The sequence below is a fragment of the Psychromonas ossibalaenae ATCC BAA-1528 genome, from assembly GCF_000381745.1.
GTDB lineage: Bacteria > Pseudomonadota > Gammaproteobacteria > Enterobacterales > Psychromonadaceae > Psychromonas > Psychromonas ossibalaenae.
The window spans coordinates 29,888-55,165 of the sequence record NZ_KB906981.1 but is presented as its reverse complement, the minus strand read 5'-3'; the positions used below and the strand labels follow the sequence as shown (position 1 = coordinate 55,165).

Genomic DNA, 25,278 nt, shown 5'->3' with positions numbered 1-25,278 from the left:
CAACTTCTTGTTGGCTTTTTTGTATCACCCTAAAACTTGTGTTATCTCCCGCAATAATCAATAAATTCTTCAAATAATGAATTTTGAAGAATTATTATGCTGTCACATCCAGCTGTCATCGCCTAATATATTCATCAAGTGGAGAATTATATTATGCCGACAGAAAAATCAACCGGTCCGGGCAGGCCGGCCAAAGATACACAAAAGCAGAGCAGACTGATTAATGCCGCCAGAGCACTGTTTACCGAAGATGATTATGACAAGGTTTCTACGCGTAAAATAGCGTTGAAAGCAGGTGTTGACCCCGCTCTGATTCGTTATTATTTCGGCTCTAAAATGCAGCTGTTTGCAGCTATGGTTCGTGAAACCACTGCACCGGTTTTTGCCCGTATGCAGGAGATGCAGTCACAGAGCCTACCCGACGGCCCTGCACAAATACTGCGTACCTACTATCAGGTGATGGCCGAAAACCCCGACTTTCCGAAATTAATTTTCCGGCTCGCCAGTGTTGATACTAATGAAGATAAAAACAAAGATCTCTGGCAGCTGCTGCTGGACATTATGCGTCCGCAGGAAATGGATCTCTTTGAACAACTTAAAAAAGCCGGTCTGCTGAGGGACAATATTGATCCTGTCTGCGCACGAATGAGCTTTATCAGCTTAATGGTCTTTCCTTTTTTAATGCCGGATAACTTTAAAAAAATACATAACATAAAATTTACAGATGAATTTCTGGCACGCCTTGCCGAACAAAATATCCAATTACTCAGCTTAGGTTTACTTAAACCACAGGACGAAAATAATCATGGAAAATAAAAAACGCTTTTTTTTACTCGGACTTATTGCCGGAGTTATTGTGCTGGTACTGGCTGTCAAGCTCAAACCCAGTCCTGAGCTGCAGGCCAGTTTTGACCGCGCCAGACTGGTTGAAATAATAACGTTAAAAACCCAGCAGACGGCGCCGCAGGTCATAGGTTTTGGCCGGGTAACGCCTAAGCATAGCTGGCAGGGAATTGCCGAAGTCAGCGGCAAACTGATATACCGTAATCCATTATTAGAAACAGGCCGCCTGCTTCCCAAAGGCACAGTGCTGCTGGAAATTGATCCGCTCGAATATCAGCTCAATTTAGCCCAGGCTGAATCCAATTTACATGCCAGTGAAGCACAGCTGCTGCGAATTGATCAGCAGGAGGAAAATTTTACTGACAGCCTGAAATTAGAAAAACAGAAACTGCAGTTAGTTAAGCAGGAATATCAAAGACAACTTACGCTGAAAAAGAAAGGACTTATCTCCAGTTCCAGCGTCGAAAATCAGAAACAGGTGCTGTTAGAACAGCAGAATCGTGTACAGGATCTACAGAGTTCCTTACAGCTCCTGCCGGACGATCGTAAAGTAACCATTGCCCAGGTACGTATCGATCAATCTAAATTGGCGGACAGTCAACGCAAACTGAGCAAAACAAAACTTATTCTGCCCTATGATGCACGCATTGCCGAAGTAAATATAGAACAGGATCAGGTTGTTTCTTTAGGCTCCGTGATGCTCAGTGCTTATCAGTTAGGTACTGTTGAGATAAAGGCTGAACTGTCTCTTTCAGATATGAACATTTTAATGAGCAGTATTAAGCACCTCCCTCAAAACGGCGCATTACCTTCAATCGAAACACTGCATCTGGCTGCAAGTGTTTCACTGCAGATGGCATCTAATGAATATCAATGGCCGGCTAAAGTAACCCGGGTTGCAGAAACAGTTAATCCGGATCAGGCTACTATAGGTGTGTATTTAGAGGTTGAACAGGACTTCAGGAAACTCAACCTTCCCTCGAAACCGCCGTTAACCAAAGGCATGTTTTTAGCAGCCGCCATTAAGGGAGCAAGCGCCGCACAATTCGTGATTCCAGAAAAAGCCCTGCATGAGAATAACATCTATCTAATGGACAATGAAAACAAGCTGCAGATAAAACCGGTAAAAGTACTTTATCGTACTAAGCAGGGAGCAGTGATCAGCGGTGATATACAGGAAGGACAGAAACTGGTGGTTAACGACCTTATCCCTGCAATTGCCGGTATGTCCCTTAAAACATCTGAAATCAAGGAGCAGCTGCAGTGATAAATTATTTAACACGTCACCCGACGCTGGCTAACTTACTGATGCTCGGTTTTCTAGTGCTCGGATTGTCCAGTTTAGGTAATATAAAGCGGGAAACTTTTCCTGAATTTGCACCGCCGTATATCTCTGCATCTGTTGTTTATCCGGGCGCATCACCTATTGAAGTTGAAGAAAGCCTGTGTCTGCGTATGGAAGATGCCATTGACGGTTTATCCAGTATTGAAGAAACCAAGTGTCAGGCTGTTGAAGGTATGGCTACACTGATTATCAAACTGGATGAAAAAGTTGATCTTGGACGTTCTTTAGTAGACGTGCAGACAGAAATCGGCGCCATTAATGATTTTCCAAGTGAAATTGAAGCACCGATTGTTAAAGAACTGGACTGGGCAGAGCCGGTTGTTGATATTGCAATTTCCGCCGATACCACCCGGCCGCAGTTAAAAGCCTATGCCGAGGATGTTAAGTTGAGGCTGAAGGTGGATGCCGGTGTCAGCTTAGTGAGCATTTCTGGATTTTCAGATCATCAGTTAAGTGTTGAACTTAACCAGGAGGCGGTCAGACGTCTGTCTTTAACCGTTAATGATATTGCCGATAAGATAAACAGGCAGAATGTTAAAATGCCCAGCGGTAATATTGAACTGTTTGAAAAAACGCTGCTGATACGTTTTGATCAGCAGAAAGTAACCCCGTTTGAGTTAGGCTCCACGGTTATTTCATCTAATGCAGACGGCGGCATTGTGCGCCTGGCAGATATCGCCACTATCACAGATAAATTTTCAGTTGATGAAGAGAAAATTCTCTTTGACGGTCACCCTTCTGCTGTTTTAAATATCAAAAAAAATAAAGCTGATGATGCACTGCGTATAAAAGCAAAAGTACAGGAGTTTGTTGACCAGGAAAATTTACGCGCCCCGGAGGGAGTGACTTTAACTTTAACTAATGATTTATCATCACTGCTTAAAGACAGATTAGCCATGATGATAAAAAACGGCTGGCAGGGTATTATTTTAGTTTTCTGCAGTATGTGGCTGTTTTTCTCTCTGCGTTATTCTTTCTGGGTTTCAGCCGGCTTACCCGTGGCTTTTATGGGCGGTTTATTCCTGATGAGTATATTGGGGCTTTCAATAAATATAATGAGCCTAGTGGGTTTACTGATGGCAATCGGTATTATGATGGACGATGCGATTGTAATTGCAGAATCCATTGCCTCGCACATTGACCGCGGCTTTTCACCGCAGGAAGCGGTCAGTAAAGGCGTAAAAAAAGTAGCTCCCGGCGTTGTTTCCTCCTTTTTAACCACTATTTTTATTTTCGGCAGTCTGCTGTGGTTAGACGGACAGATGGGTGCAGTATTGTCTGTAGTACCTATGGTATTGATTCTGGTATTGAGTATCAGCCTGATAGAAGCTTTTTGTATTCTGCCGAATCACCTCAATCACTCTCTCACTAACAAATCAACAGAAAGACCGATGTGGCAGTGGAAGCGCAGCTTTTTAGATAAGTTTGAACATTTTAGAAATACTAAACTAGTTACTGCGGTTACCTTTGTTGTCAAATGGCGTTATGTCTCGGTGGGAAGCGTATTAGGATTCCTGCTTATTTCCATCTCTTTGGTTGTCGGCGGCGCCGTGAAATTTGTCGCATTTCCGGAATTAGACGGTGATATAGCTGAAGCGCGTATTATCTTACCGCCAGGATCTTCACTGAGTCAAACTGAGCAGATTGTCGACAAAATAACACAGAGTGCTAAAACAGTTGCTGAGACCTATAATCAGAAAAATGATGAACCCAGCCCGCTTATTCAGGATATTACAACACAGTTTAATTTTAACAGTGATGCCGGTGAACAAGGCGCACACCTGGCTACTGTACGTGTAAACATGCTCTCGGCCGAGATCCGTAATACTTATATTGATGACTTTATTGAAGACTGGCGTTTAGCCGCAGGAGAGTTGGCGACACCTATTTCAGTGGTGTTTAAACAACCTGTGATGGGGCCTGCAGGACGAGATATTGAAGTCCGTCTACAGCATAACGACCTTTACAAGCTTAAAGAGGTATCACTGCAGCTGCAGGCTTATCTGGCCGAGTTTTCCGGCGTCCACGGTATTTTAGATGATATGCGTCCCGGTAAAGAAGAGATAAGCATCAGTTTAAAACCCGGTGCAGAAGTCTATGGAGTGGACGGTAAAACGGTGGCACTGCAGCTTCGTGCTGCCTATTTCGGTCAGACAGCTGATAATATTCAAGTTGGCCCTGAAAATATCGAGATAGAGGTTAGATTTAATAAGCAGCAGGCAGGCTCCCTGCGCGTCTTAGAAAACTTCCCGATCATTATGCCCGACGGCAGTCAACTGCCGCTTAATGCCATAGCGGATCTTGATTACCAGCGCTCATTTGTACGTATCTCACGGGTTAACAGTTTAAGAACTGTAACTGTGATGGCAGAGGTGAATAAAAAAAAGGCCAACAGCAGCGAAATTCTGCAGAAAGTTCGTGATGAATTTATTCCCGAGATTAGAAAACAATACCCAAGTTTAAGAGTCGACTTTGAAGGAGCCAGCAAAGAAACGGCTAAAACCGGTTCATCATTGTCAAAAGGTTTTATGATTGGTTTGTTTGGTCTGTTTACTATCCTTAGTTTCCAGTTCCGCAGCTACCTAGAACCTTTTGTGGTCATGCTGGCAATTCCGCTTGCTTTAATCGGCGTGATCTGGGGACACTTCATGCTCGGACACAGCTTATCAATGCCTTCTATCATGGGCTTTATCTCTTTAGCTGGTATCGTTGTCAACGATTCAATATTACTGGTGCAGTATATACGTCATCATGTTGACGAAGGAGACAGTGTGCACAAGTCGGTAGTACTGGCCAGCAGAGAAAGGTTCAGAGCGGTATTTCTAACATCCTTAACAACTGCCGCCGGTCTGCTGCCGCTGTTACTGGAAACCAGCCTGCAGGCACAGGTGGTTCAGCCTCTGGTGATATCAATAGTGTTTGGCATTTTCACTTCTACCCTGCTGGTACTGTTTATTATCCCAAGCGCCTATGCCATCCTGGCGGACTTTGGTTTAATTCACAAACATGAACATGCTTGATATAAGGCCAAGCTGAGTTAATTCATAAACATAAAATGTCTAATAAAAAAATGCCCGGCAGTGAGTAACTGTCGGGCATTAATTAAGCAGGGAGATGGAAAGAACTACGACTCGTTATGTAATTCCAGGCTGGCAATCTCTTCTTTCTGCTCTTGAATTTTCTTGGCATCTTCACTGCGCAGACTGGCTAAATAATCAAAATACTCTTGAGTTACATCTCCAGTTACATAAATACCGTCAAACACTGAACATTCAAAACCGTCAACATCCGGGTTTTGTTTACCTACAGCTGCTTTTAGGTCCTCAAGATCCTGATAAATCAACGCATCGGTGCCTATACTGTCACTGATCTGTTCAACACTGCGCCCATGAGCGATTAACTCACTGGCTGTCGGCATATCAATACCATAAACGTTAGGATGACAAACCGGCGGTGCGGCAGAAGCTAGGTAGACTTTTTTAGCACCGGCATCGCGTACCATTTCCACAATCTGCTCCGAAGTGGTACCGCGTACAATTGAATCATCAACCAGCAGAACATTTTTACCTTTAAATTCAGCTGTGATGGGATTTAATTTACGGCGTACTGACTTACGGCGCTGGGTCTGCCCCGGCATAATAAAGGTACGGCCGATATAGCGGTTTTTAACAAATCCCTGGCGATAAGGCAGCTCTAAAACTTCTGACATCACTAAAGCAATCTCATTGGAGGTTTCCGGAATAGGAATAATGGCATCAATTTCAACATCAGCCCACTCACGTTTTATTTTAGCGCCTAAAGTACGGCCCATTTCTAAACGTGCTTCATAGACTGAAATGCCGCTCAATGTAGAATCCGGACGCGCTAAATATACGTATTCAAATATACACGGGTGCAGGCTGCTTTTTTGTGCACACTGTTTAGTAAACAGCTGACGATCTTCAGTAATATAAACCGCTTCACCGGGTTCAACATCGCGCATCACTTCAAAACCGATAGTGTCCAGGCCGACACTTTCAGAAGCAACAATATATTCCGTATCACCCTCTTCTGTTTTACGAGATCCTAATACTAAAGGACGAATACCATCGGGATCACGAAATGCCACTAATCCGTGGTCAATCATTAATGAAACTACGCCGTAAGCACCGCTTACCTGCTTATGAACGTCACTTACCGCATTAAAAATATCATCTGGCGTTAATTTTTTGCCTTCGACTTTATCAAGCTCAGCGGCAAAGATATTTAATAATACTTCCGAATCAGAAGTCGTATTGATATGACGGCGGGATTTGATTAAGGATTCGCGAAGACCGGCAGCATTTGTCAGGTTGCCGTTATGTGCTAATGCAAGTCCCCAGGGAGAGTTTACATAAAACGGCTGCGCTTCAGCTGCACTTGAACTACCTGCTGTTGGATAACGCACATGACCGATGCCGATAGTGCCTTTTAAACGCTGCATGTGCTTAGATGCAAAAACATCTTTGACTAGACCATTCGCTTTGCGCTGTTTAAAATTATCATTTGCAATGGTGACAATACCAGCTGCATCTTGTCCACGATGTTGTAAGACTGTTAATGCATCATAAATGCTCTGATTAACAGGGGTTGATCCAACGATGCCCACGATTCCACACATAAATTTACGCCTTTATTTTAGGTAGTTAATGATTAATTTTAAATATATTTTTCAATCTGACAGATAGCTGTGCAAGACCGGTTGATACTGCTTATATACAGGAGTTTGAGCGGCAGGATGCTGCTGACAAACTCATAATTTCCACTAATTTTTACAAATAAATTTATTTTGAAAAGTGATTTAAAAAACTCGATGAGTTTTCAATATGCTTAAAGAACCACTCGATAATAATACCAAATTCCGGAATCAAGGTCGATTCAGTCCACCATGGCGCTTCATTAAAGCTGGTAAACGAGTCAATAAAAAATAACAATGCGCTGACAACTAATACCCCACGAATAGCGCCGAACAACACCCCTAAAAGGCGATCTGTACCAGATAATCCAGTTACGGCAACTAAGCGGTTAATAATATAGTTGATTAATGCACCCAGTAATAAAACAGATACAAACAAAATCGCAATGGCTGCTGAATTTCTAACTAATTCATCATTAAGCTGGGTGAGATAAACTGCTACTTCGGGATAAAAATTACTGGCAATAAAAAAGGCGGTAAACCAGGTAGTGAGGGAAACGGCTTCTTTGGTGAATCCGCGAATTAAACTAATCAGTGCTGAAAATGCAATAATACCGATGATCGTAAAGTCAAACCAATTCATTGTTATCCTTAATAATAACTAATAGTTTTAAACGCGCGCATTCTAACAGAGATAAACAAAAGATGTTGTAAAAATATCTTAACAACCTGAAAATAGACAATTTGCTATCTTCAGGTTAAGACTATAATTATGGGTTTACAGCATCAAAAACAACCAGTTTGCCCTGTAGTTTAGTGAGGCGTTTAAGCCGAGGAAGCTGTTTTTCAAGTTTCTTTTTAGATACATCCGGGCCGACAAAAACACGTGTTAACACACCGTCAATAACGTCCGTTGGGATAGTATGAACCTGAAAACCGGCTTTGTTTAATTTTTTCAAAAGCGCATTGATATTAGCGGCATTTTGAAAAGCGCCAAGCTGGATAGTCCAGGCATTTTTCGGCATCTTAGCTTTAACAGGCTCAGAGGGCTTAACAGTAATCTCTTTAACCGGCTTCTGCGTTTTAACCACTTGTGTTTTTATTTCAACTGGTTTTTCAACCTGCTCAATTTCCCACTTGTCATTTTCTTCAACCGCAGGTGCAGTTTCCTGCGGCACAAGATCATCAACAACAATCTCGGTGGTTTCCGGCAGACCGACCTGCTCTTCAGTTTGCAGCTCAGGCTCAGCAACAGCAAAGGTATGCTCTTTAACAACCGGCTGAATCGGTGTTGAAACAAAATCATCATGATATACGGCTTTTTTACCGTCAATAATGGTGGGTAAAAAGATAACAACTAAAGTAGCTAAAATTGTTACGCCAACTAATCGATTTTTAAACTGAGAAGCCACGAATCATCCTTGTGAGAGAGTTAGGAAATCGGAAACGGTATAAAACGAACCAAAGACAATAATTATATCAGAGGAGTTTACGTTATTAATGATACTTTTATAAGCAGACTCAATATCTTCGAAACAATTAACCCTGTCGAGTTTATTACAGCTAGCCTGATAATGTTTAAGCAGTACCTTATTATCAGCACCTCTAAAGCAGTTCAAACTAATGAGGCAGCAGTGATCCAGCTGCTGATTAACCTGATCAAAGGTACCGGTAATATCTTTATCCTCAAGCATACCTGCAATGGCAAATACTCGACACTGCGGTCCTTTCTGCTCTTTGAGCAGTTTCAACTGGCCTGCTAAATACTGCGCAGACTGTGGGTTATGTGCAACATCTAAATAAACATCCGCCTCGCAAGACATATCAACGTTCTGCAGACGACCGGCAAGTTTTGCCTCACGCAGCGCATTTTTGATAGTCTGTGGATCGACATTCAGGTTTAGGGCTTCTATCACCGCTAATGCTGTTGATGCATTCTGCATCGGCATTAGCGTCGGAGATAAACCACTAATCTTTTTATCGCCTGTCCACAGCCATTGATCTTGAAACATTTCAAAACTAAAGTCACTGCCTGCATAACGGATATTAGTCGACAGCTCTGCCGCATAATCTTTTAATGACTGCGGTGGATCAAATTCGCCGCAGACGGCCGGTTTACCCGCGCGGAATACCCCGGCTTTTTCATAACCTATTTTTTCTCTGTCGTCACCTAACCAGTCGACATGATCAATACCTATGGTGGTGATCACGCTGATATCGGATTCAACCATATTGGTTGCATCTAAGCGGCCGCCTAAACCAACTTCTAACAGAATAAAATCACACTGCGCCTGCCGCAAAAGATACAAACATCCTAAGGTGACATATTCAAAATAACTAAGTGAAGTCTCTTTACGTGTTTTTTCAATCTGCTCAAATGCAAGGCAGTGATCTTTTTCAGGCTGCTCCTGTCGATTAATACGCAGACGCTCGGTATAACGCTGGATATGTGGTGAGCTGTATACTCCAACTTTATAACCTGCCTGAATAAGTATTTCTTCTAAAAAAGCACAGGTTGTGCCTTTGCCGTTTGTACCGGCAACGGTAATAACCTTTGCATCGAAGTGAATAAGATTCAGGTCTTGTGCTACCTTTGAAATGCGTCTTAACCCTAATTCAATCTCACTCGGGTGAAGTTTTTCAATATGACTTAACCATTCATTTAAACTTTTTTCTTTATTTATGTGCATATAACTCTCAAAAAAACTTGCCTGAATCTGACATCCCGCGCTTAGATATCCAGAAATAACGGTCCGCATGGCGGTCTTGGAAGATCAAACTCCTGCGGATAATCGACCTCCACTAAATATAAACCACCGGGTTTTGCTGTCGCAGCAGCTTTAGCACGGTCTTTGTAAGTGATCAGTGTTTCTAACCAGTTTACCGGCTGGTTACCACGACCAACTTCAATCAAGCTGCCGGCAATGTTGCGAACCATATGATGCAGAAAAGCATTAGCTTTGATATCAATAATTATAAAGTCGCTTCTACGGGTGATATTAAGATACTCAATACAGCGGACCGGGCTGTTTGCCTGGCAGTGCAGCGCCCTGAACGAGGTAAAATCATGCTCACCAACAATATACTGCCCGGCCTGCTGCATCAGCTGTGCATCAAGCGCATAGTGATAATGACTTAAACCGGTACGCAGAATACCCGGTCGAAATTCACTGTTATAAATGATGTAACGGTAACGGCGTGCAGTAGCACTAAAACGTGCATGAAATGTTTCGTCGACCTGTTTAACCCAACGCACGGCAATATCATCAGGCAGATTAGCATTAACGCCTAATGTCCATGCAACATCTTTACGGATTGACTGTGTTTCGAAATGTACAACTTGACCAGTACCGTGAACACCGGCATCAGTTCGGCCGGCACAATTCACGGTGACGGGATGATTGGCCACAATAGAGAGGGCTTTTTCGAGCTCTTCCTGTACCGAAATAACCTCTTTTTGACGCTGCCAGCCGTAATAAGCGGCACCATCGTATTCAATACCCAGAGCAATACGCATTGATATTTATCCTAAAAATACAAAGCGCGTAGTATACCTCATCTATTTAGGTTTTTGAAAATGAAAAACAAATCTATAACCAGGCTGCTTCAAGATGCAAAAATCAACAATCAGAAATTAATAACTTTATTTACAATTATCTATCATTTCCTGTGTAACTAATACCACCCCTTGTTCAGAAATTTCAAAATGTTTTTTATCAAACTGCAGATCATAACCAATAGTAAAACCATTTGGGATAACACAGTCTTCAACTATAAGTACATTTTTAAGATGACAGTTTTTGCCTATATCTACATTAGGAAGGATAACACAGCGCTCTAGATGACTATGCTTTTCAACGGTGACACCGCAGGAAAGTAAAGAACGTACAATCATTGCGCCCGATATAATACAGCCTGCACAGACAACACTATCGATTGCCTGACCGCGGCAATTATCATCATTAAATATAAATTTTGCACCGGGCAGCTGTTCCTGGAAAGAGTAAATCGGCCAATGCCGGTCATATAAATTCAGCTCAGGACTGATCTGCACTAAATCCAAATTTGCCTGGAAATACTGATCAATCGTCCCGACATCTTTCCAATAGGCCTGCACATCTGCGCAGCCTTCATTATCAAAAATATAAGCCGTCACATGATGATCATGAATGGCTTTTGGAATTATATTATAACCAAAGTCATGCTGCGAACCTTCGGTAGAAGCATCTTCAAGCAGTAACTTTTCCAAAATATCAAATTTGAAAATATACACCCCCATTGAGACTAATGAGGTACCTGGTTTATCGGGCAGTTCAGCAGGTACTTTAGGTTTCTCCTGAAATTCAGTAATTGTCATGTCAACATCTGTGTTCAGCACACCAAATGCGCTGGCACAGCTTGTATCTACCGGAATGGTTGCAATAGAGATGTCTGAGTTATGTTTGGCATGCTGGCGAAGCATACGGCTGTAATCCATTTTATAAATATGATCGCCGCCTAAAATAAGAATATATTGACAGCGCTGCTGGCGTAACTGTTTTAAATTCTGATATACCGCATCAGCAGTACCTCGGTACCATAAATCACCAATCTGCTGCTGAGCAGGTACGATATTGACATACTCGCCAAGCTCCCAGGGCATGCGGCTCCAGGCTTTCTGAATATGCCCGAGTAGTTCCGAGGATTTATACTGAGTTAATACATCAATTCGGCGAATACCGGAATTCATACAGTTAGATAAGGTAAAATCGATAATTTTATATTTGCCGCCGAACGGCAGTCCGGGCTTTGCACGCTCTTCCGTTAACTGCTTTAAACGACTGCCTTTACCGCCGGCTAAAATCAATGCAACCGTATCACGGGTCAACAAACCGATATGCTGGGACATGAATTTTTCTTCCTGTATAGAAAATTATCTAGGCGTTGATTATCAAATTAAAACTTTGCGAAAATCGACGCGCTCGAGTTATTAATCAATTAATGCTTTGCCGTATTTTGCATGGCTTAAGGGCACGACTTTAAGAATTTCCACTCTGGCATCATCAATAATCTGCAGGGCGGAATGGATGGACCGATTATTATTAGCAATAATATTTATATCATAAGCATGGTTTTTATAAATAAAACGAACTTTTAAAATTCCATGCTCCAGCTGCCAATGTCCGTCGTAATCTTCATCGTCAAACAAGCTGCTGATTTTAAGGTGATTGTTTTCCTGAAACTGAAAAACTAAGGAGATATTATCTTTGGAAGTCACTAACCAGGAATGTGCGACAACTTCTGCAACGGTCAACTTTCTTTTTTCTAATTCCCAGAGAATATATTCACCTTCGGTCATAATAAAAGATCGATACTCGTCATTGAGCACTCCGAAAGGCATCGGTGATTTGCTGTCATCACGTTTTTCGTAGGTAAATAAAATTACCTTCCGGTCTAATTCACTAAGCAGGGAATACAATGGCATTCGTATCTCTCGGTTGCATCTAGTTGATTTAAAACTAGGTCATCTGACAGATATTTAGCAGCACGGGTGGGATAACTTTGAATGATGTCAAAAAAACAACAAGGCAGAAGCGTTTTTTTAGGCATGGCTCACATGGTTTATACCCAAGCTAACAGAGGATGCATTAAATATTACTGAATAAAAAAAAGCAGCCGAAGCTGCTTTTATTAAAAACTGAAAGTTACGCTTTTTTCTTAGGCGCTCTTTTCTTGGTCTGTTCTTCTACCCATTTTTCACCAACAAATTTAGCAGTCCAGCCTGTCGCTTTTTTATCGATCTCAGTCATTACATACTGTTCTTTATTTTTACGGCTGTAGCGTACCACTGCCAGGTTGCCTTCAGGATCCTGCTGAGGTGCGTCTGCCAGATAGTAAAACTTAGGTGAAATGCGATCTCTAAACTTGTTAAGTTCCGCAACTTTTGGCGCACGTGTTTCACGAGAGCGCGGGAAAGTGCTGGCAGCCAGGAAAATACCCGATGCACCGTCTCTTAAAATGAAATATGCATCACTCTGCTCACACTCTAATTCCTGCAGATGTACCGGATCTTCCTTCGGCGGTGCAACTTCACCATTACGCAGGATCTTACGGGTATTTTTACACTCCTCGTTAGTACAGCCCATGTACTTACCAAAACGTCCGTCTTTCAGCTGCATATCACTGCCGCATTTATCACACTCGACAAGCGGACCGTCGTAACCTTTGATCTTGAACTCACCCTGCTCAACAATATGGCCGTCACAAAGCGGGTTATTACCACAAACATGCAGTTTTCTAGTTTCATCAATCAGGTAGCTGTCCATTGCCATATCACACTTAGGACAGCGCTGTTTAGCCATTAAAGCGGCCGTTTCGGCATCTTCATCGCTGAGTATGTCGATCACTTCTTCACCATCAACCAGGTTGATAGTAGTTTTACAGCGCTCTTTCGGCGGCAGTGCATAACCGGAACAGCCTAGGAAAACACCTGTTGATGCCGTACGGATACCCATTGCACGTTCACATGTCGGACAGCGTACGTCATCGATTACAACCGGATCGTTGAGACGCATGCCGCCTTCTTCAACCGGCAGTTCAGCTTTATCCAGTAATTTGGTTAAATCATTATAGAAACGATCTAACTCACTGATCCAGTTAACTTTACCTTCTGCAATATCATCGAGATTACGTTCCATCTGCGCAGTGAAATCATAACTCATCAGATCTACAAAGTTTTCACTGAGGCGGTCACTAACAATCTCCCCCATTTTAACGGCATAAAAGCGGCGTTTATCTACTTTGACATAACCACGATCCTGAATCGTAGAAATAATACTTGCATAAGTAGAAGGACGGCCGATGCCCTGCTTCTCAAGCTCTTTAACTAACGCGGCTTCAGTAAATCGTGCCGGCGGTTTAGTAAAATGCTGTTTAGGATCCAGTTCAATAAGATTCAGTACTTCACCAATAGCAAGATCCGGAAGCTGTAATTCATCAACTTTGCTTTTTGCAACCGGCTGCGCTTTTGTCCACCCGGCAAAGCGCATAGTACGGCCTTTAGCACGAAGCTGATAATCTCCCGCTTCCACAATCAGTGTTGACGCATCATATAATGCCGGCAGCATCTGACAGGCTAAAAACTGACGCCAGATTAATTCATATAAACGCTGTGCATCTCGGTCTACACCGGCTAACAGTGCAGCTAACTGATTGACATCAGAAGGACGTATCGCTTCATGGGCTTCTTGTGCACCAGATTTGCTGCTGTAGACAACCGGATTTTCAGGCAGATAATTTTTACCAAACTCATCACTAATATAATCACGAGCAGATGCAACAGCCTCTTTACTTAAATTGGTAGAGTCAGTACGCATATAAGTGATATAACCGGCCTCATAAAGACGCTGCGCAAGCATCATGGTCTTCTTAACACCAAAACCTAAACGTGTACTGGCAGCCTGCTGCAGAGTGGAAGTAATAAACGGCGCACTGGCTTTGCTTTTAGTCGGTTTATCTTCGCGTGACAGCAGTTTAAACTGCGCAGACTTTAAAAGCTCAACAGCATTTAAAGTCTGATTTTCGGTAACCGGTTTAAATGATTTTCCCGACTCTTTGTATACTTCTAAGCGTAAATCGGTTTTATCTGCACTCTGTACATCTGCGTGCAGATCCCAGTATTCTTCCGGGTTAAACGCTTTAATTAAACGTTCACGCTCAACTAATAGACGTACCGCAACAGACTGTACGCGGCCGGCTGATAATCCTCGCGCTACTTTTTTCCAAAGCAGAGGAGAAACCATAAATCCAACAACGCGGTCTAAAAAACGACGTGTCTGCTGTGCATTTACGCCGTCAATATTCAGCTCGGTCGGATGTTTAAAAGCTTCCTGAATTGCACTTTCGGTAATTTCGTTAAATACAACGCGCTGATATTTACTGTCATCACCGCCTAGGATTTCACGAAGGTGCCAGGCAATGGCTTCCCCTTCTCTATCCAAATCGGTTGCGAGATAGATAGTCGGAGCATCTTTGGCAAGTTTTTGTAATTCACTGACTACTTTTTCTTTACCCGGCAGAATTTCGTAATGCGCTTTCCAATTATTGTTCGGATCTATGCCCATTCGAGTAACCAGCGCTTCTTGTGTCCGCTTGGCTTTTTCTTTTTCTTTTTTCGCAGGAGTCATACCAGCCAGAGATTTTTTTGGCTTTGCATCAATGGTTTTCTTGGCGCTGCCGCTGGTAGGAAGGTCGCGAATATGGCCGACACTAGATTTTACAATGAAATCTTTGCCTAGATATTTATTGATTGTTTTTGCTTTTGCAGGAGATTCCACAATAACAAGTGATTTGCTCATAATTATTCTGTACCTAAAATAGTCATAATTGAGAAGGTGAAACTAATTTGTAATTCATCCGCTGAATTTCCTTTTATATAAGCCAAAGTCAAAGGGAATAGCAACTTTTATTTTCAATAATGAAGGTTAATCTATGAAAAAAGCCAACTTAAGTTAAGTTGGCTTACTAAGTAGTTTAAAAAACAAACGATTATTTAAACAAGCGGCTGACATTAAACTGCATCAATTTTAACAGACTGTTTTCCATTGCTATTGACGCACCGTGACCTAATTTATCAGTCAGTTTTTTACGCTGAGTGTATTTAACCTGAATGATATGACGATCTTCCAGGTTTGACACTAGGTAGTCATCACTGGTCAATATCTGATCAACCAACTTACGTTCAATGGCCTGCAGCCCGTACCAGTGTTCGCCGGTTGCTACTTTATCAATATCGATCTGGCTGCGGTGCTGCGTTACAAACTGTTTAAACAGATCATGAGTCTCCTGCAGCTCCTGTTTAAATTTTTCACGCCCAGCATCATCATTTTCACCAAACATAGTGAGAGTACGCTTGTATTCACCGGCAGTAAGCTGCTCAAACTCTACATCATGCTTTTTAAGCAGGCGGTTGAAATTTGGAATCTGCGCAATAACACCAATCGATCCAAGAATAGCAAAAGGAGCTGCAATGATTTTATCAGCAACACAGGCCATCATATAACCGCCGCTGGCGGCAACTTTATCAACCGACACAGTTAAGGGAATATTATGATCTCGAATCCGCTGAAGCTGCGAAGACGCTAAACCATAACCATGGACCATACCGCCGCCGCTTTCAAGACGAACAAACACTTCATCTTTTTCACCGGCAACACTTAAAACTGCAGTAATCTCCTCACGTAGAGATGATACTTCTTTGGCGTCAATACTTCCTTTGAAATCAATAACGTAAAGTTGAGGCAACCCATCTTCAGACTCGCCGCTCTTAGCTGCTTTTTTAGCTGCTTTATCTTTTTCTTTCTGTTGCTTTTTTTCTTTTTTATGAAGCTCTTTTAACTGATGAGAAGTTAATAACTGCTCTTCAATTGACTTCTTGGTTGCTTTTAACTGCTCAGACAAATCAATTAAATCCAACTCACCTTTTTTATTTTTCTGCTTGCTGGTCAGTGCGATAACCGCGAGTAAAACGGCAATAACCGTTAGTACCAAAGTCACCGCTTTTGCTAAAAACAGACCATATTCAAATAAAAATTCCAAAATTTATTCCTCTTTATAGTATTTTCTCAACGTATCATGACAAAAAGCGAAGCTGGGTACAAAAGAGATTGAGACTTTTGTTGAAATAAAGTTAATATTCCTGCTTATTTATTAAAATGAGAAAAAATATGATGGAATATCAAGCACAACCAGACTGTTTAGCGGGTAAAACGATTTTAATTACGGGTGCCGGTGCCGGCATTGGTAAAACATTAGCACTGCAGTGTGCGCAATATGGTGCGTCCGTTATATTATTAGGTAAAACAGTAAAAAAATTAGAAGCTGTTTATGATCAGATTCTAGCTGTCGGTAAACAGGAGGCCTCAATCTTACCCCTGGATCTAAATGGTGCCACTGAGCAGCACTATATCGATTTAGCCGATACCATTAAACGTGAATATGGAAAACTAGATGCGTTAGTTCACAATGCCGGCCTGCTGGGTGTATTAGGTCCTTTTACCCAGATTGAAAAGAATACCTGGGATGAAGTGATGCACACCAATGTCACTGCACAATTCTTATTAACCAAGTCGCTGATCCCGGTTTTAAACCTTGCTCAGAACTCCTCAACGATATTTACTACCTCTGGAGTAGGTAACGCGGGTCGAGCTTACTGGGGAGCTTACAGCGTCTCCAAGTTTGCAACAGAAGGTATGATGCAGGTACTTGCCGATGAATATGAAAACAGCACATTACGTTTTAATGCGGTAAACCCGGGAGCAACACGTACAGCAATGCGCGCGAGTGCTTATCCAGCTGAAGACAGCAGTTTATTAAAAACACCTGAGGAGATTATGAGTACTTATATTTATCTGTTAAGTGATGACAGCAAAGATGTAACAGGACAGCGTATTAACGCTCAATAGAAAACACCGGGGGATTAATAAATCCCCCTTAATCTTATTTATTGCTTATAGATATCCAGTCCCTCTTCAGGGCGTGTTTTCAGCAGTTTAAGAGTCCACATATACTGAGCACGGTTTTCATCCACCACCTTCTCAATAGCCCGATTCATCAGCTCTGTCTGCTGCAGCTCATCTAATTTAGAAAAGTCAGGCAGTGGCGCATGACAAATAACGTCTACTTTTGATGTTTCGACATTATAGGAAGTATAAACAGGGATCACCACCGCACGGCCTAATTTGGCCAGACGCCCGATAATCGGCAGTGTCGCTTTTTTAGCCGCGTAAAAATCAGCAAACACACTATTTTCTCTACCGTGATCTTCATCGGGTAAATAATAAAAATGAGTTTTATCTCTTAAGCTCTTAATAGCGGGCTTTAAACCTTCGCTACGGTGGTATAAAGCACCCTTTCCGACAAATTTAGCAAAACGAGTACGATAACCGGTGACAAACCAGTCAAAGATCGGGTTGCGGTAATCATTGAACATACTGGATAGAGGGTAACCTCTTGCAGAAAGTGCTATCCCCGCAAAATCAAGGCCATAACAATGCGGCGCTAAGAAGATAATGGCTTTATTCTGCTGTTCTGCTTCTTTAATATATTGCTCACCGACAATATTGATTCGGTTAACTAGGAATGACTGGCTTCTAAAAGCAACTTCACCCAGTGATAGAGCGATCTGCGCTACTGAGCGTAGATTTTCACGCATTAGAGATTCTTTCTGATCCTGTGTGTATTCAGGAAAACATAAAGCGAGGTTAGCAAATGCAATGTTTTTACGTTTATTAAGAAATTTAGCACTATATAATTTATGTGCCACGAATGCGGCAAAACGATCACGAATTTTTATCGGACAGTAGCTAAATAGAAACAAAAGTCCAAGTAAAAACCATGTTCCCCAATATTTAGGCAGAAAATGTTGTACTTTAAGAGAGGTATCAAAACGAGAATTGTATTGCGTCATATTAGACCTTAAGCAAGTCAAAAATGAGTTCAGATGGGAAGCGTGGGTGGCAGACTCCCCAGCAAACCCTCGGCACTTGAATCACCTACTATGGCTGCTGCCTTCCGGCCCTGACCAGGTTAATAAGTTATCAATGCGAGGAACCAAGAAGCCTACCATTGTCACTGTTATCAACTCGCCTGTGCAGCGACTTGATGCGAAGAATTATACGTATCAAATGAGAGAATACAACATCTATTTAGCGTTTAAACTTCAAGTGCTCAATAAAACAACAAGGCGAGCGCAAAGCAGACATGGCGTGCTCACAAAGCGACCAACGCTATAAAAACAACTTAGCGGCAACCGCAAGCAGTACAAGCGAAAACAGTTTTTTCAATTTATCAGGCGGCAGGCGGTGAGCAAGTTTGGCGCCGAATTTAGCAAAAACGGTACTGCTTATAATAATGCCCAGCGTCGCCGGCCAGTAGATATATCCGAGACTATTTTCCGGCAGGTCCGGGTTGTTTAACCCCATCAACAGGTAACCTATGCTCCCGGACAAAGCAATCGGAAAACCAGTCACTGCAGAGGTTGCAATAGCACGGGTGATCTGCACACGATATAAGGTCAGCACAGGAACAACTAATGAACCGCCCGCAATACCAAATAAACCGGAAATAATACCGATAACAGTGCCTAAAGCAGCACAGCCCAACTGCAGCGGTAATTTGAGCACCCCTTTCGGTGACCAGGAAAACCACATCTGCAGTGCAACACTCACGGCATAAAATGCAAAAATGCGCTGTAATAGTGCACCTGACATGAACTCTGCAAAATAGGCCCCGATTAACCCGCCGAAAAGCATACCTGCACTTAACTTAGCAGCCAGGGGCCAGTCGATAGCCAGCCTCTGGTGATGCACATAGATAGCACTTAATGAGGTAAATAAAATAGTCGACAGCGAAGTACCGACAGCAAGGTGGGTCAGAACATCAGGCGGAAAATTTAAGTAACTGAAGGTAAATATCAGCGCAGGTACAATAATAATACCGCCGCCTAAACCAAAAATACCGGCAGTGAGCCCGGCGGCTGCTCCAAGCAGTATATAACCAGCCAGCAGCAGCATTAAATGATCCCTTTTACTATTCTGTCTGCTTTGATTCTGCGCATACGGGTTAGGAGCTTTCTGACATGCTCCGGATATTGCTCAAGATCGTCAATATCGGCAGGAGACATGATCTTTCTGGTATTCTTGAGAATTTCATGAAGCTCTTTATCGACAAGTACTTTAATTTCCTGTTTCGGGTCATCGATAAGCAGTGCATTTTCAACATCCAGACGCCATGCCCGAGGATTGAGATTGTGACCGGTCAAAAGCATAAAACGCTGATCTGAATAAATACCTTTAAGGTGGAAACTATTGTCTCCGTCTTTCCAGAGATGGATATTTAACGAGCCTTTAAGTAGCGCATTTTGATGCTGCTTAGCAAATTGTCTTAAATTACTTTCATAGAGATAAGGTAAACCGCCGATAGTACGAAACGGTTTGTCTTCAGTGATATAAAAATCATTGGCCGTTTTATCGCCGATAACTATGGTTAAACTAACCCCTCGTTTTAGTAACGAGCTGATATCACGAGACAGTGCTGCCGGTAAATTAAAGTAAGGGGTAAAAATAACCATCTCATTTTGTACACTCTGCAGGAGTTTACGAATACAATTATTAAGTTTGTTATTTCTTGCACCTAAACCGCACAATGGAACAACTGATAATGTGTTTGATAAAGACTGCCCTGAGTATTTAAACGATGCCAGCTTGAGATTTTTAGTTAGTTTCCTATGTGCATTTTTAAAATCCGCCATCGCAGGGATTGACTCAGCATTTAATGAAGCAGTTGCCCCGCTGCTGAGTATCTCATCCTGAAGAAAACGAATCATTGATTCAGCCAGCTCATGGTTATTAATCAACCAGTAACGGTCGTAACGGTAGCGTCCATTCTGCTGCAGATAGATATTATTTAAACTCGCACCACTGTATAAAACCTGGTCATCAAAAATAAAACCCTTAAGGTGCTGTACGCCGAACAATTCTTTGCGTTTGACTGGAATGCCTACAATTTCAACGCCTAAGCCTTCGACTTTAGCTATTTTCTGATACCAGCTTGCGTTGGTGCCCGATGATTCTTTATCACCAATCAAACCACGCTGAGCACGATGAAAATCGATACAGACAACGATTTTTAAACTAGGGTTGTTTTGTTTCGCCTGATATAACGCCATTAAAATTTCTTCGCCGGCCTGATCGGCTTCTAGATATAAAGCTGTTAGATATATACGTTTTTGAGCACCGGCTATCTGCTTTAAAAGCTCCGGTTTAAAAGACTCAGTAGAGAAAAGACAGTCAACAGACTGCGCTGAAAGAGGGATTTTCTTCAGATTATTTAAAAATGCTAAACTTTGATTAATTCGACTGCTCATAAAACTCTTTCATAAAGATTAATAGAAATATACTCATTATTATTATACAAAACGTCTGTTATTTGAGTATCTGCAGATACAAAACAAGGCTGCCTCAACAACCTTGTTTTTTTGCGCCTGACGAAGTTATTAGATGACTTCTGCTAATGCATCACACAACGGCTGCATATTATCTTTAGTCATTCCGGCAACCGAAATTCGTCCTGAACCAACAATATATACAGCAAACTCTTCTTTTAGTCGATTTACCTGTTCAACAGATAATCCTGAAAAAGAAAACATACCATTTTGACGGCTGATAAAACTATAATCGCCGCTTACGCCCTTCTCCTTCAGCGTTGCTACAAACAGATCGCGCATCTCCTGAATTCGCACACGCATATCTGCAACTTCCTGAACCCACTGGGTGTGCAGCTCTACATCATTAAGAATAGTGGTCACAATCGCAGCACCGTGTGCAGGAGGGTTTGAATAATTAGAACGAATGCCTGATTTGATCTGACTAAACGCAGACTCGGCAATGTCACTGTCTTCTGCAACTAAAGTAATACCACCGACACGCTCATTGTATAAACCAAAGTTTTTAGAGAATGAGTTAGCAACTAGGAGCTCTTTATTATACTTTGCAAATATCCGCAGGCCCTGTGCATCTTCTTCAACGCCTTTTGCAAATCCTTGATATGCGAAATCAAAGAACGGTACCGCACCAAGTTCAGCAATAAGTTTGGCAATTTCTTCCCACTGCTCAATTGTCGGGTCAATACCGGTAGGGTTATGACAGCAGCCGTGGAATAAAACCAGATCTCCCGCTTCGACACTCTGCAGAGAGTTGATCATCGCTTCAAAATCCAGATCTTTAGTTTCAGCGTTATAATAATCATAACTTGCAACCTGAAGGCCGGCTGTTTTAAACACATTACCATGGTTAGCCCAGGTGGGATTACTTACCCAGATCTTTTTTATGCCTAGTTTTTTTACCGCAAAATCAGCACCGGTACGTAGAGCACCGGTACCGCCGGGTACCTGTGCTGTACGTGCACGGTTTGAAGTAATAATTTCAGCATCTTTACCGAACAGAAGTGTCTGTACCGCCGCGCCGTAAGCTGCAATACCTTCAATAGTTAGATAACTCTTGGTTGTTTCTTCAGCAAGCAGACGCTTTTCTGCTTCTTTAACCGTAGCTAAAATAGGCGTTAAACCACTTTCATTTTTATAGATACCGACACCGAGGTTGATTTTCTCAGCTCGAGGATCTTTTTTAAAAGCGTCTGTCAGTCCAAGAATTGGATCTGCAGGTGCCATACTTACTTGTTCAAACATAATTATTCCTTAATTCTGGTCTACGGTATATTCAGACTTAGTGTTATACCATTACTACTTTTTCAAGCAATAAAAATTGCACTTATTACGCCATTTTATTATCTAGCTCTGCAATTTTCACCTTCCACACTGCAGGTCCTTGATCATGCACGTTATTACCAGCACTATCAACGGCAACGGTAACCGGCATATCCTCGACATCAAACTCGTATACCGCTTCCATTCCCAGATCGGCAAAAGCAACAACACGCGCTTTTTTAATCGCTTTAGCAACCAGATAGGCGGCCCCACCGACAGCCATCAGATAAACAGATTTGTTTTTAGCAATCGCTGCAACCGTTTGCGGGCCGCGTTCAGACTTACCTATCATGCCTAATAAACCAATCTCTTCGAGCATAAAGTCAGTAAATTTATCCATACGTGTTGCTGTTGTCGGACCTGCAGGACCTACAACCTCATCACCGACAGCATCAACAGGACCGACGTAATAGATGAACCTATCTTTAAAGTCCAATCCTTCCGGTAACCCCTGCCCTGAACTAACAAGTTCTTGAATACGTTTATGAGCGGCATCACGGCCGGTTAGAATTTTCCCTGAAAGCAGCAGTGTATCGCCGCTTTTCCATGCCGACATATCAGCCTTACTGAGATCATTAACGTTTACACGATGTACATTTTCTCCCGCTTCACGGGTAATCTCCGGCCAGTCACTCAATTTTGGTGTCTGTAGTAAAGCTTCACCGCTCCCGTCTAAGGTGAAGTGAGTGTGTCTTGTTGCGGCACAGTTAGGGATCATGACCACAGGTTTCGAGGCGGCATGAGTCGGGCAGCTTTTTATTTTAATGTCTAACACAGTAGTAAGGCCGCCTAAGCCCTGTGCACCGATACCTAACTTGTTAACCCGTTCCATAATTTCCAGACGAAGTTTTTCATCAGTCGTTAAGCTGTTATTGTCCAATGCAGCCTTCTGCTGCAGTTCAACAATATCCACCGGCTCCATTAAGGACTCTTTAGCCATCACAGCGGCTTTTTCCACCGTGCCTCCAATTCCTATACCTAACATACCTGGTGGACACCAGCCGGCCCCCATACTAGGAACCGTTTTTTCAACCCAGTCGGCTATGGAATCCGATGGATTTAGCATCACCATTTTGGATTTATTTTCTGAGCCGCCGCCTTTAGCCGCCACCATCACCTCAACTTTATTACCACGTACCATCTCTACGTGAACAACAGAGGGTGTATTATCTTGAGTATTTTTTCGAGTTCCTGCCGGATCGGCCACAATTGATGCCCGCAGCGGGTTACTCGGATCCGTGTACGCTTTTCTCACACCGGCATCGACTAACTCTTGAATCGTTAAATCAGTATCGAAGGAAACATTCATGCCAATTTTTACAAAAGTAGTCACAATACCCGTATCCTGACAAATAGGACGTTTACCCTCAGCCGACATTCGGGAATTAATTAAAATTTGTGCAATCGCATCTTTTGCGGCGGGATTCTGCTCAATCTGGTAAGCTCTGTCCATAGACTCAATAAAATCAAGAGGGTGATAATAAGAGATAAACTGCAATGCGCCGGCGATACTGTTGACAAAATCCTGCTGCTTGATAATCGTCATATAAAACTCCGAATAGATTAGTGATAACGGGTATAAATTGCTGATATATATTAAATAGAATGTTAATCTGCATCATAACAACCACCAACCTATTTGTTACAAAACTGTTGCCTGAATTCGAAAAATTATGACTAATTGCACTACAAACATACTATTTAAAAAAATTTCGTTAACCGCAGACGAATTTTCAAATATAAAACAACACATTGCCTCTGTGGACTGGGGGATCTTATTAGAATCCGCAGCCACAGGCAGCTGTGACAGCCGCTGGTCAATTTATAGTGCTCAGCCGCTTGCAGAAATGCAGACAAATAACGGGAATAGTGAGATAAGAGGCATAAAGCACGCTTATCAGCGAGATGCTGATCCACTGATGCTCATTGAATCTCTGCGTAAAAGTCTATTTCATCAGGAAGAGCATAATCTACTGCCCTTCAGTGGAGGTGTTTTAGGCAGTTTTAGTTATGAACTAGGTTATCAGTTTGAAACAATAGACAATTCAGATAAACCTGCGGGGCTTGCACTACCGCAGATTGCCGTAGGGTTTTATGACTGGGCTTTAGTTTATGATAATCACGAGAAGCAGTTTTATCTGGTTATCCATAAGATAAAAGGTCAAGCTCAAACAGCTGAAGATTTATGGTCACGACGTTTTAACTGGCTGATAGAACTAAGTAAAACAAATAAATCCAACCCGGCATTTCAGTTAAGTTCAAACTGGTCTGCTAATATGGACAAAACAGCTTATCAAAACAAGTTTGAAAAAGTGCAGAATTACATCCTAAGCGGCGACTGTTACCAGGTAAATTTAGCGCAGCGGTTCCAGGCTTCGTATAGTGGTGATGAGTATCAGGCTTATCTGGCCTTGTTTGAACAAAACCGCCCGCCTTTTGCCGCTTTCCTGCGTTTACCTGCGCAAGTTATTTTGTCCCTGTCTCCGGAACGCTTCTTTAAATTAAAAAACAATATAGTAGAAAGCAAACCGATTAAAGGCACACGTCCGCGCTTTGACGACAAAACGCAGGATGACCAAAGTTCTCAGGCATTAGCCGCATCGCCAAAAGACCGCGCCGAAAACCTGATGATTGTTGATCTGCTTCGTAATGATATAGGACGTGTCTGTCAACCCGGCAGTGTCACGGTGCCCAAGCTGTTTGAAATTGAAAGTTTTCCGGCCGTTCATCATTTAGTAAGCACGGTATTAGGCAGGCTGCAGACAAACCACAGTGCAGAAGATCTACTCAGAGCAGGTTTTCCCGGAGGTTCAATTACCGGCGCGCCAAAAATCCGCGCCATGGAAATTATTGCCGAACTTGAACCAAACCACCGTCAGTTGTACTGCGGTAGTATTGGTTATATAAACGCAAACGGACAGATGGACAGCAGTATAGCGATAAGAACCCTAGTCTGTTTTCGAAACAGTATCTACTGCTGGGCAGGAGGAGGCCTAGTTGCAGACTCTAATGTTGATGAAGAGTATCAGGAGTGTTTTGATAAAATCAGTAAAATACTACCCTGTTTAGAGAGGTTAAATAAGTAGCAATGCTGGTTTGATGGCCGGCTTGTGCTTGTACCATCAAATCAACAAA

19 protein-coding genes and 1 other RNA gene are annotated in these 25,278 nt (G+C 42.4%); 5 read left to right on the top strand and 15 right to left on the bottom strand.

Translation table 11 applies throughout. The features are described 5' to 3' along the window. Positions 1 to 153: 153 nt before the first annotated feature. The 3 genes from G327_RS0109315 to G327_RS0109305 are packed head-to-tail and all read left to right on the top strand — an operon-like array spanning position 154 to position 5,208. Positions 154 to 816: a TetR/AcrR family transcriptional regulator gene (locus tag G327_RS0109315; RefSeq protein ID WP_019614500.1), complete on the top strand. Its 663-nt coding sequence runs from the start codon at positions 154 to 156 to the stop codon at positions 814 to 816. Next, the gene (locus tag G327_RS0109310) at positions 806 to 2,110 is read left to right on the top strand and encodes an efflux RND transporter periplasmic adaptor subunit (protein WP_019614499.1); all 1,305 of its coding nucleotides are present in this window, start codon (positions 806 to 808) and stop codon (positions 2,108 to 2,110) included. Before G327_RS0109315 ends, G327_RS0109310 begins: the two co-directional genes overlap by 11 nt. Then, the gene (locus tag G327_RS0109305; protein WP_019614498.1) at positions 2,107 to 5,208 is read left to right on the top strand and encodes an efflux RND transporter permease subunit; all 3,102 of its coding nucleotides are present in this window, start codon (positions 2,107 to 2,109) and stop codon (positions 5,206 to 5,208) included. The genes G327_RS0109310 and G327_RS0109305 overlap by 4 nt, the downstream gene beginning before the upstream one ends. 104 nt (positions 5,209 to 5,312) lie before the next feature. Here the strand turns inward: G327_RS0109305 and purF are convergent, their stop codons facing one another. The 9 genes from purF to sohB all read right to left on the bottom strand — a co-directional run bounded on the left by purF (position 5,313) and on the right by sohB (position 16,418). Further along, positions 5,313 to 6,827, bottom strand: a complete 1,515-nt coding sequence (gene purF, locus G327_RS0109300; protein WP_019614497.1) for an amidophosphoribosyltransferase — start codon at positions 6,825 to 6,827, stop codon at positions 5,313 to 5,315. Between the two features lie 163 nt (positions 6,828 to 6,990). Beyond that, positions 6,991 to 7,485, bottom strand: a complete 495-nt coding sequence (locus G327_RS0109295; protein WP_019614496.1) for a CvpA family protein — start codon at positions 7,483 to 7,485, stop codon at positions 6,991 to 6,993. Between the two features lie 127 nt (positions 7,486 to 7,612). Further along, positions 7,613 to 8,254 carry an SPOR domain-containing protein gene (locus G327_RS0109290; RefSeq protein ID WP_019614495.1) on the bottom strand — a complete coding sequence of 214 codons (642 nt, stop codon included), beginning with the start codon at positions 8,252 to 8,254 and terminating at the stop codon, positions 7,613 to 7,615. A 3-nt stretch (positions 8,255 to 8,257) separates the two neighbouring features. Then, on the bottom strand, positions 8,258 to 9,532 hold the full coding sequence (folC, locus tag G327_RS0109285) for a bifunctional tetrahydrofolate synthase/dihydrofolate synthase (protein ID WP_026339281.1): 1,275 nt from the start codon (positions 9,530 to 9,532) through the stop codon (positions 8,258 to 8,260). A 41-nt stretch (positions 9,533 to 9,573) separates the two neighbouring features. Continuing rightward, positions 9,574 to 10,359, bottom strand: a complete 786-nt coding sequence (gene truA, locus G327_RS0109280; RefSeq protein WP_019614493.1) for a tRNA pseudouridine(38-40) synthase TruA — start codon at positions 10,357 to 10,359, stop codon at positions 9,574 to 9,576. A gap of 126 nt (positions 10,360 to 10,485) precedes the next feature. Beyond that, positions 10,486 to 11,730, bottom strand: coding sequence for a glucose-1-phosphate adenylyltransferase (glgC, locus tag G327_RS0109275; RefSeq protein ID WP_019614492.1), 1,245 nt, complete (start codon positions 11,728 to 11,730; stop codon positions 10,486 to 10,488). Between the two features lie 81 nt (positions 11,731 to 11,811). Then, on the bottom strand, positions 11,812 to 12,306 hold the full coding sequence (locus G327_RS0109270; RefSeq protein WP_019614491.1) for a hypothetical protein: 495 nt from the start codon (positions 12,304 to 12,306) through the stop codon (positions 11,812 to 11,814). A gap of 220 nt (positions 12,307 to 12,526) precedes the next feature. Continuing rightward, positions 12,527 to 15,178, bottom strand: a complete 2,652-nt coding sequence (gene topA, locus G327_RS0109265) for a type I DNA topoisomerase (RefSeq protein WP_019614490.1) — start codon at positions 15,176 to 15,178, stop codon at positions 12,527 to 12,529. A gap of 190 nt (positions 15,179 to 15,368) precedes the next feature. Next, a complete protein-coding gene (sohB, locus tag G327_RS0109260; protein ID WP_019614489.1) occupies positions 15,369 to 16,418 on the bottom strand; it encodes a protease SohB in 1,050 nt (349 codons plus the stop codon). A gap of 128 nt (positions 16,419 to 16,546) precedes the next feature. Between sohB and G327_RS0109255 the strand changes: the two genes are divergently transcribed. After that, entirely contained in the window at positions 16,547 to 17,284 is a 738-nt protein-coding gene (locus G327_RS0109255) for a YciK family oxidoreductase (RefSeq protein ID WP_019614488.1), read from the top strand. A 38-nt stretch (positions 17,285 to 17,322) separates the two neighbouring features. Here the strand turns inward: G327_RS0109255 and G327_RS0109250 are convergent, their stop codons facing one another. From G327_RS0109250 to G327_RS0109225, 6 genes are all read right to left on the bottom strand, one after another. Continuing rightward, a complete protein-coding gene (locus G327_RS0109250; RefSeq protein ID WP_019614487.1) occupies positions 17,323 to 18,288 on the bottom strand; it encodes an LpxL/LpxP family acyltransferase in 966 nt (321 codons plus the stop codon). 52 nt (positions 18,289 to 18,340) lie between these two features. Beyond that, positions 18,341 to 18,438, bottom strand: an RNA gene (ffs, locus tag G327_RS26475) — signal recognition particle sRNA small type. Between the two features lie 169 nt (positions 18,439 to 18,607). Beyond that, positions 18,608 to 19,393 carry a sulfite exporter TauE/SafE family protein gene (locus G327_RS0109240; RefSeq protein ID WP_019614485.1) on the bottom strand — a complete coding sequence of 262 codons (786 nt, stop codon included), beginning with the start codon at positions 19,391 to 19,393 and terminating at the stop codon, positions 18,608 to 18,610. Beyond that, on the bottom strand, positions 19,393 to 20,745 hold the full coding sequence (pssA, locus tag G327_RS0109235) for a CDP-diacylglycerol--serine O-phosphatidyltransferase (RefSeq protein ID WP_019614484.1): 1,353 nt from the start codon (positions 20,743 to 20,745) through the stop codon (positions 19,393 to 19,395). The genes G327_RS0109240 and pssA overlap by 1 nt, the downstream gene beginning before the upstream one ends. 129 nt (positions 20,746 to 20,874) lie before the next feature. Next, positions 20,875 to 22,065, bottom strand: coding sequence for an amino acid aminotransferase (locus G327_RS0109230; protein WP_019614483.1), 1,191 nt, complete (start codon positions 22,063 to 22,065; stop codon positions 20,875 to 20,877). Between the two features lie 85 nt (positions 22,066 to 22,150). After that, complete coding sequence (locus tag G327_RS0109225) at positions 22,151 to 23,689, bottom strand: fumarate hydratase (protein ID WP_019614482.1); 1,539 nt, start codon at positions 23,687 to 23,689, stop codon at positions 22,151 to 22,153. A 127-nt stretch (positions 23,690 to 23,816) separates the two neighbouring features. On the opposite strand from G327_RS0109225, the gene pabB reads away from it, so the two are divergent. Next, positions 23,817 to 25,229, top strand: a complete 1,413-nt coding sequence (gene pabB, locus G327_RS0109220; protein ID WP_026339279.1) for an aminodeoxychorismate synthase component I — start codon at positions 23,817 to 23,819, stop codon at positions 25,227 to 25,229. The last annotated feature ends 49 nt before the right edge of the window (positions 25,230 to 25,278 follow it).

Excerpts from the sequence above, each read along its gene's own strand:
- truA (WP_019614493.1), bottom strand. The coding sequence starts at position 10,359 with ATGCGTATTGCTCTGGGTATTGAATACGATGGTGCCGCTTATTACGGC.
- glgC (WP_019614492.1), bottom strand. The coding sequence starts at position 11,730 with ATGTCCCAGCATATCGGTTTGTTGACCCGTGATACGGTTGCATTGATT.
- purF (WP_019614497.1), bottom strand. The coding sequence starts at position 6,827 with ATGTGTGGAATCGTGGGCATCGTTGGATCAACCCCTGTTAATCAGAGC.
- G327_RS0109225 (WP_019614482.1), bottom strand. The coding sequence starts at position 23,689 with ATGACGATTATCAAGCAGCAGGATTTTGTCAACAGTATCGCCGGCGCA.
- G327_RS0109270 (WP_019614491.1), bottom strand. The coding sequence starts at position 12,306 with ATGCCATTGTATTCCCTGCTTAGTGAATTAGACCGGAAGGTAATTTTA.
- G327_RS0109240 (WP_019614485.1), bottom strand. The coding sequence starts at position 19,393 with ATGCTGCTGCTGGCTGGTTATATACTGCTTGGAGCAGCCGCCGGGCTC.
- G327_RS0109250 (WP_019614487.1), bottom strand. The coding sequence starts at position 18,288 with ATGACGCAATACAATTCTCGTTTTGATACCTCTCTTAAAGTACAACAT.
- topA (WP_019614490.1), bottom strand. The coding sequence starts at position 15,178 with ATGAGCAAATCACTTGTTATTGTGGAATCTCCTGCAAAAGCAAAAACA.
- folC (WP_026339281.1), bottom strand. The coding sequence starts at position 9,532 with ATGCACATAAATAAAGAAAAAAGTTTAAATGAATGGTTAAGTCATATT.
- pabB (WP_026339279.1), top strand. The coding sequence starts at position 23,817 with ATGACTAATTGCACTACAAACATACTATTTAAAAAAATTTCGTTAACC.
- pssA (WP_019614484.1), bottom strand. The coding sequence starts at position 20,745 with ATGAGCAGTCGAATTAATCAAAGTTTAGCATTTTTAAATAATCTGAAG.
- G327_RS0109230 (WP_019614483.1), bottom strand. The coding sequence starts at position 22,065 with ATGTTTGAACAAGTAAGTATGGCACCTGCAGATCCAATTCTTGGACTG.
- G327_RS0109310 (WP_019614499.1), top strand. The coding sequence starts at position 806 with ATGGAAAATAAAAAACGCTTTTTTTTACTCGGACTTATTGCCGGAGTT.
- G327_RS0109295 (WP_019614496.1), bottom strand. The coding sequence starts at position 7,485 with ATGAATTGGTTTGACTTTACGATCATCGGTATTATTGCATTTTCAGCA.
- G327_RS0109315 (WP_019614500.1), top strand. The coding sequence starts at position 154 with ATGCCGACAGAAAAATCAACCGGTCCGGGCAGGCCGGCCAAAGATACA.
- G327_RS0109255 (WP_019614488.1), top strand. The coding sequence starts at position 16,547 with ATGATGGAATATCAAGCACAACCAGACTGTTTAGCGGGTAAAACGATT.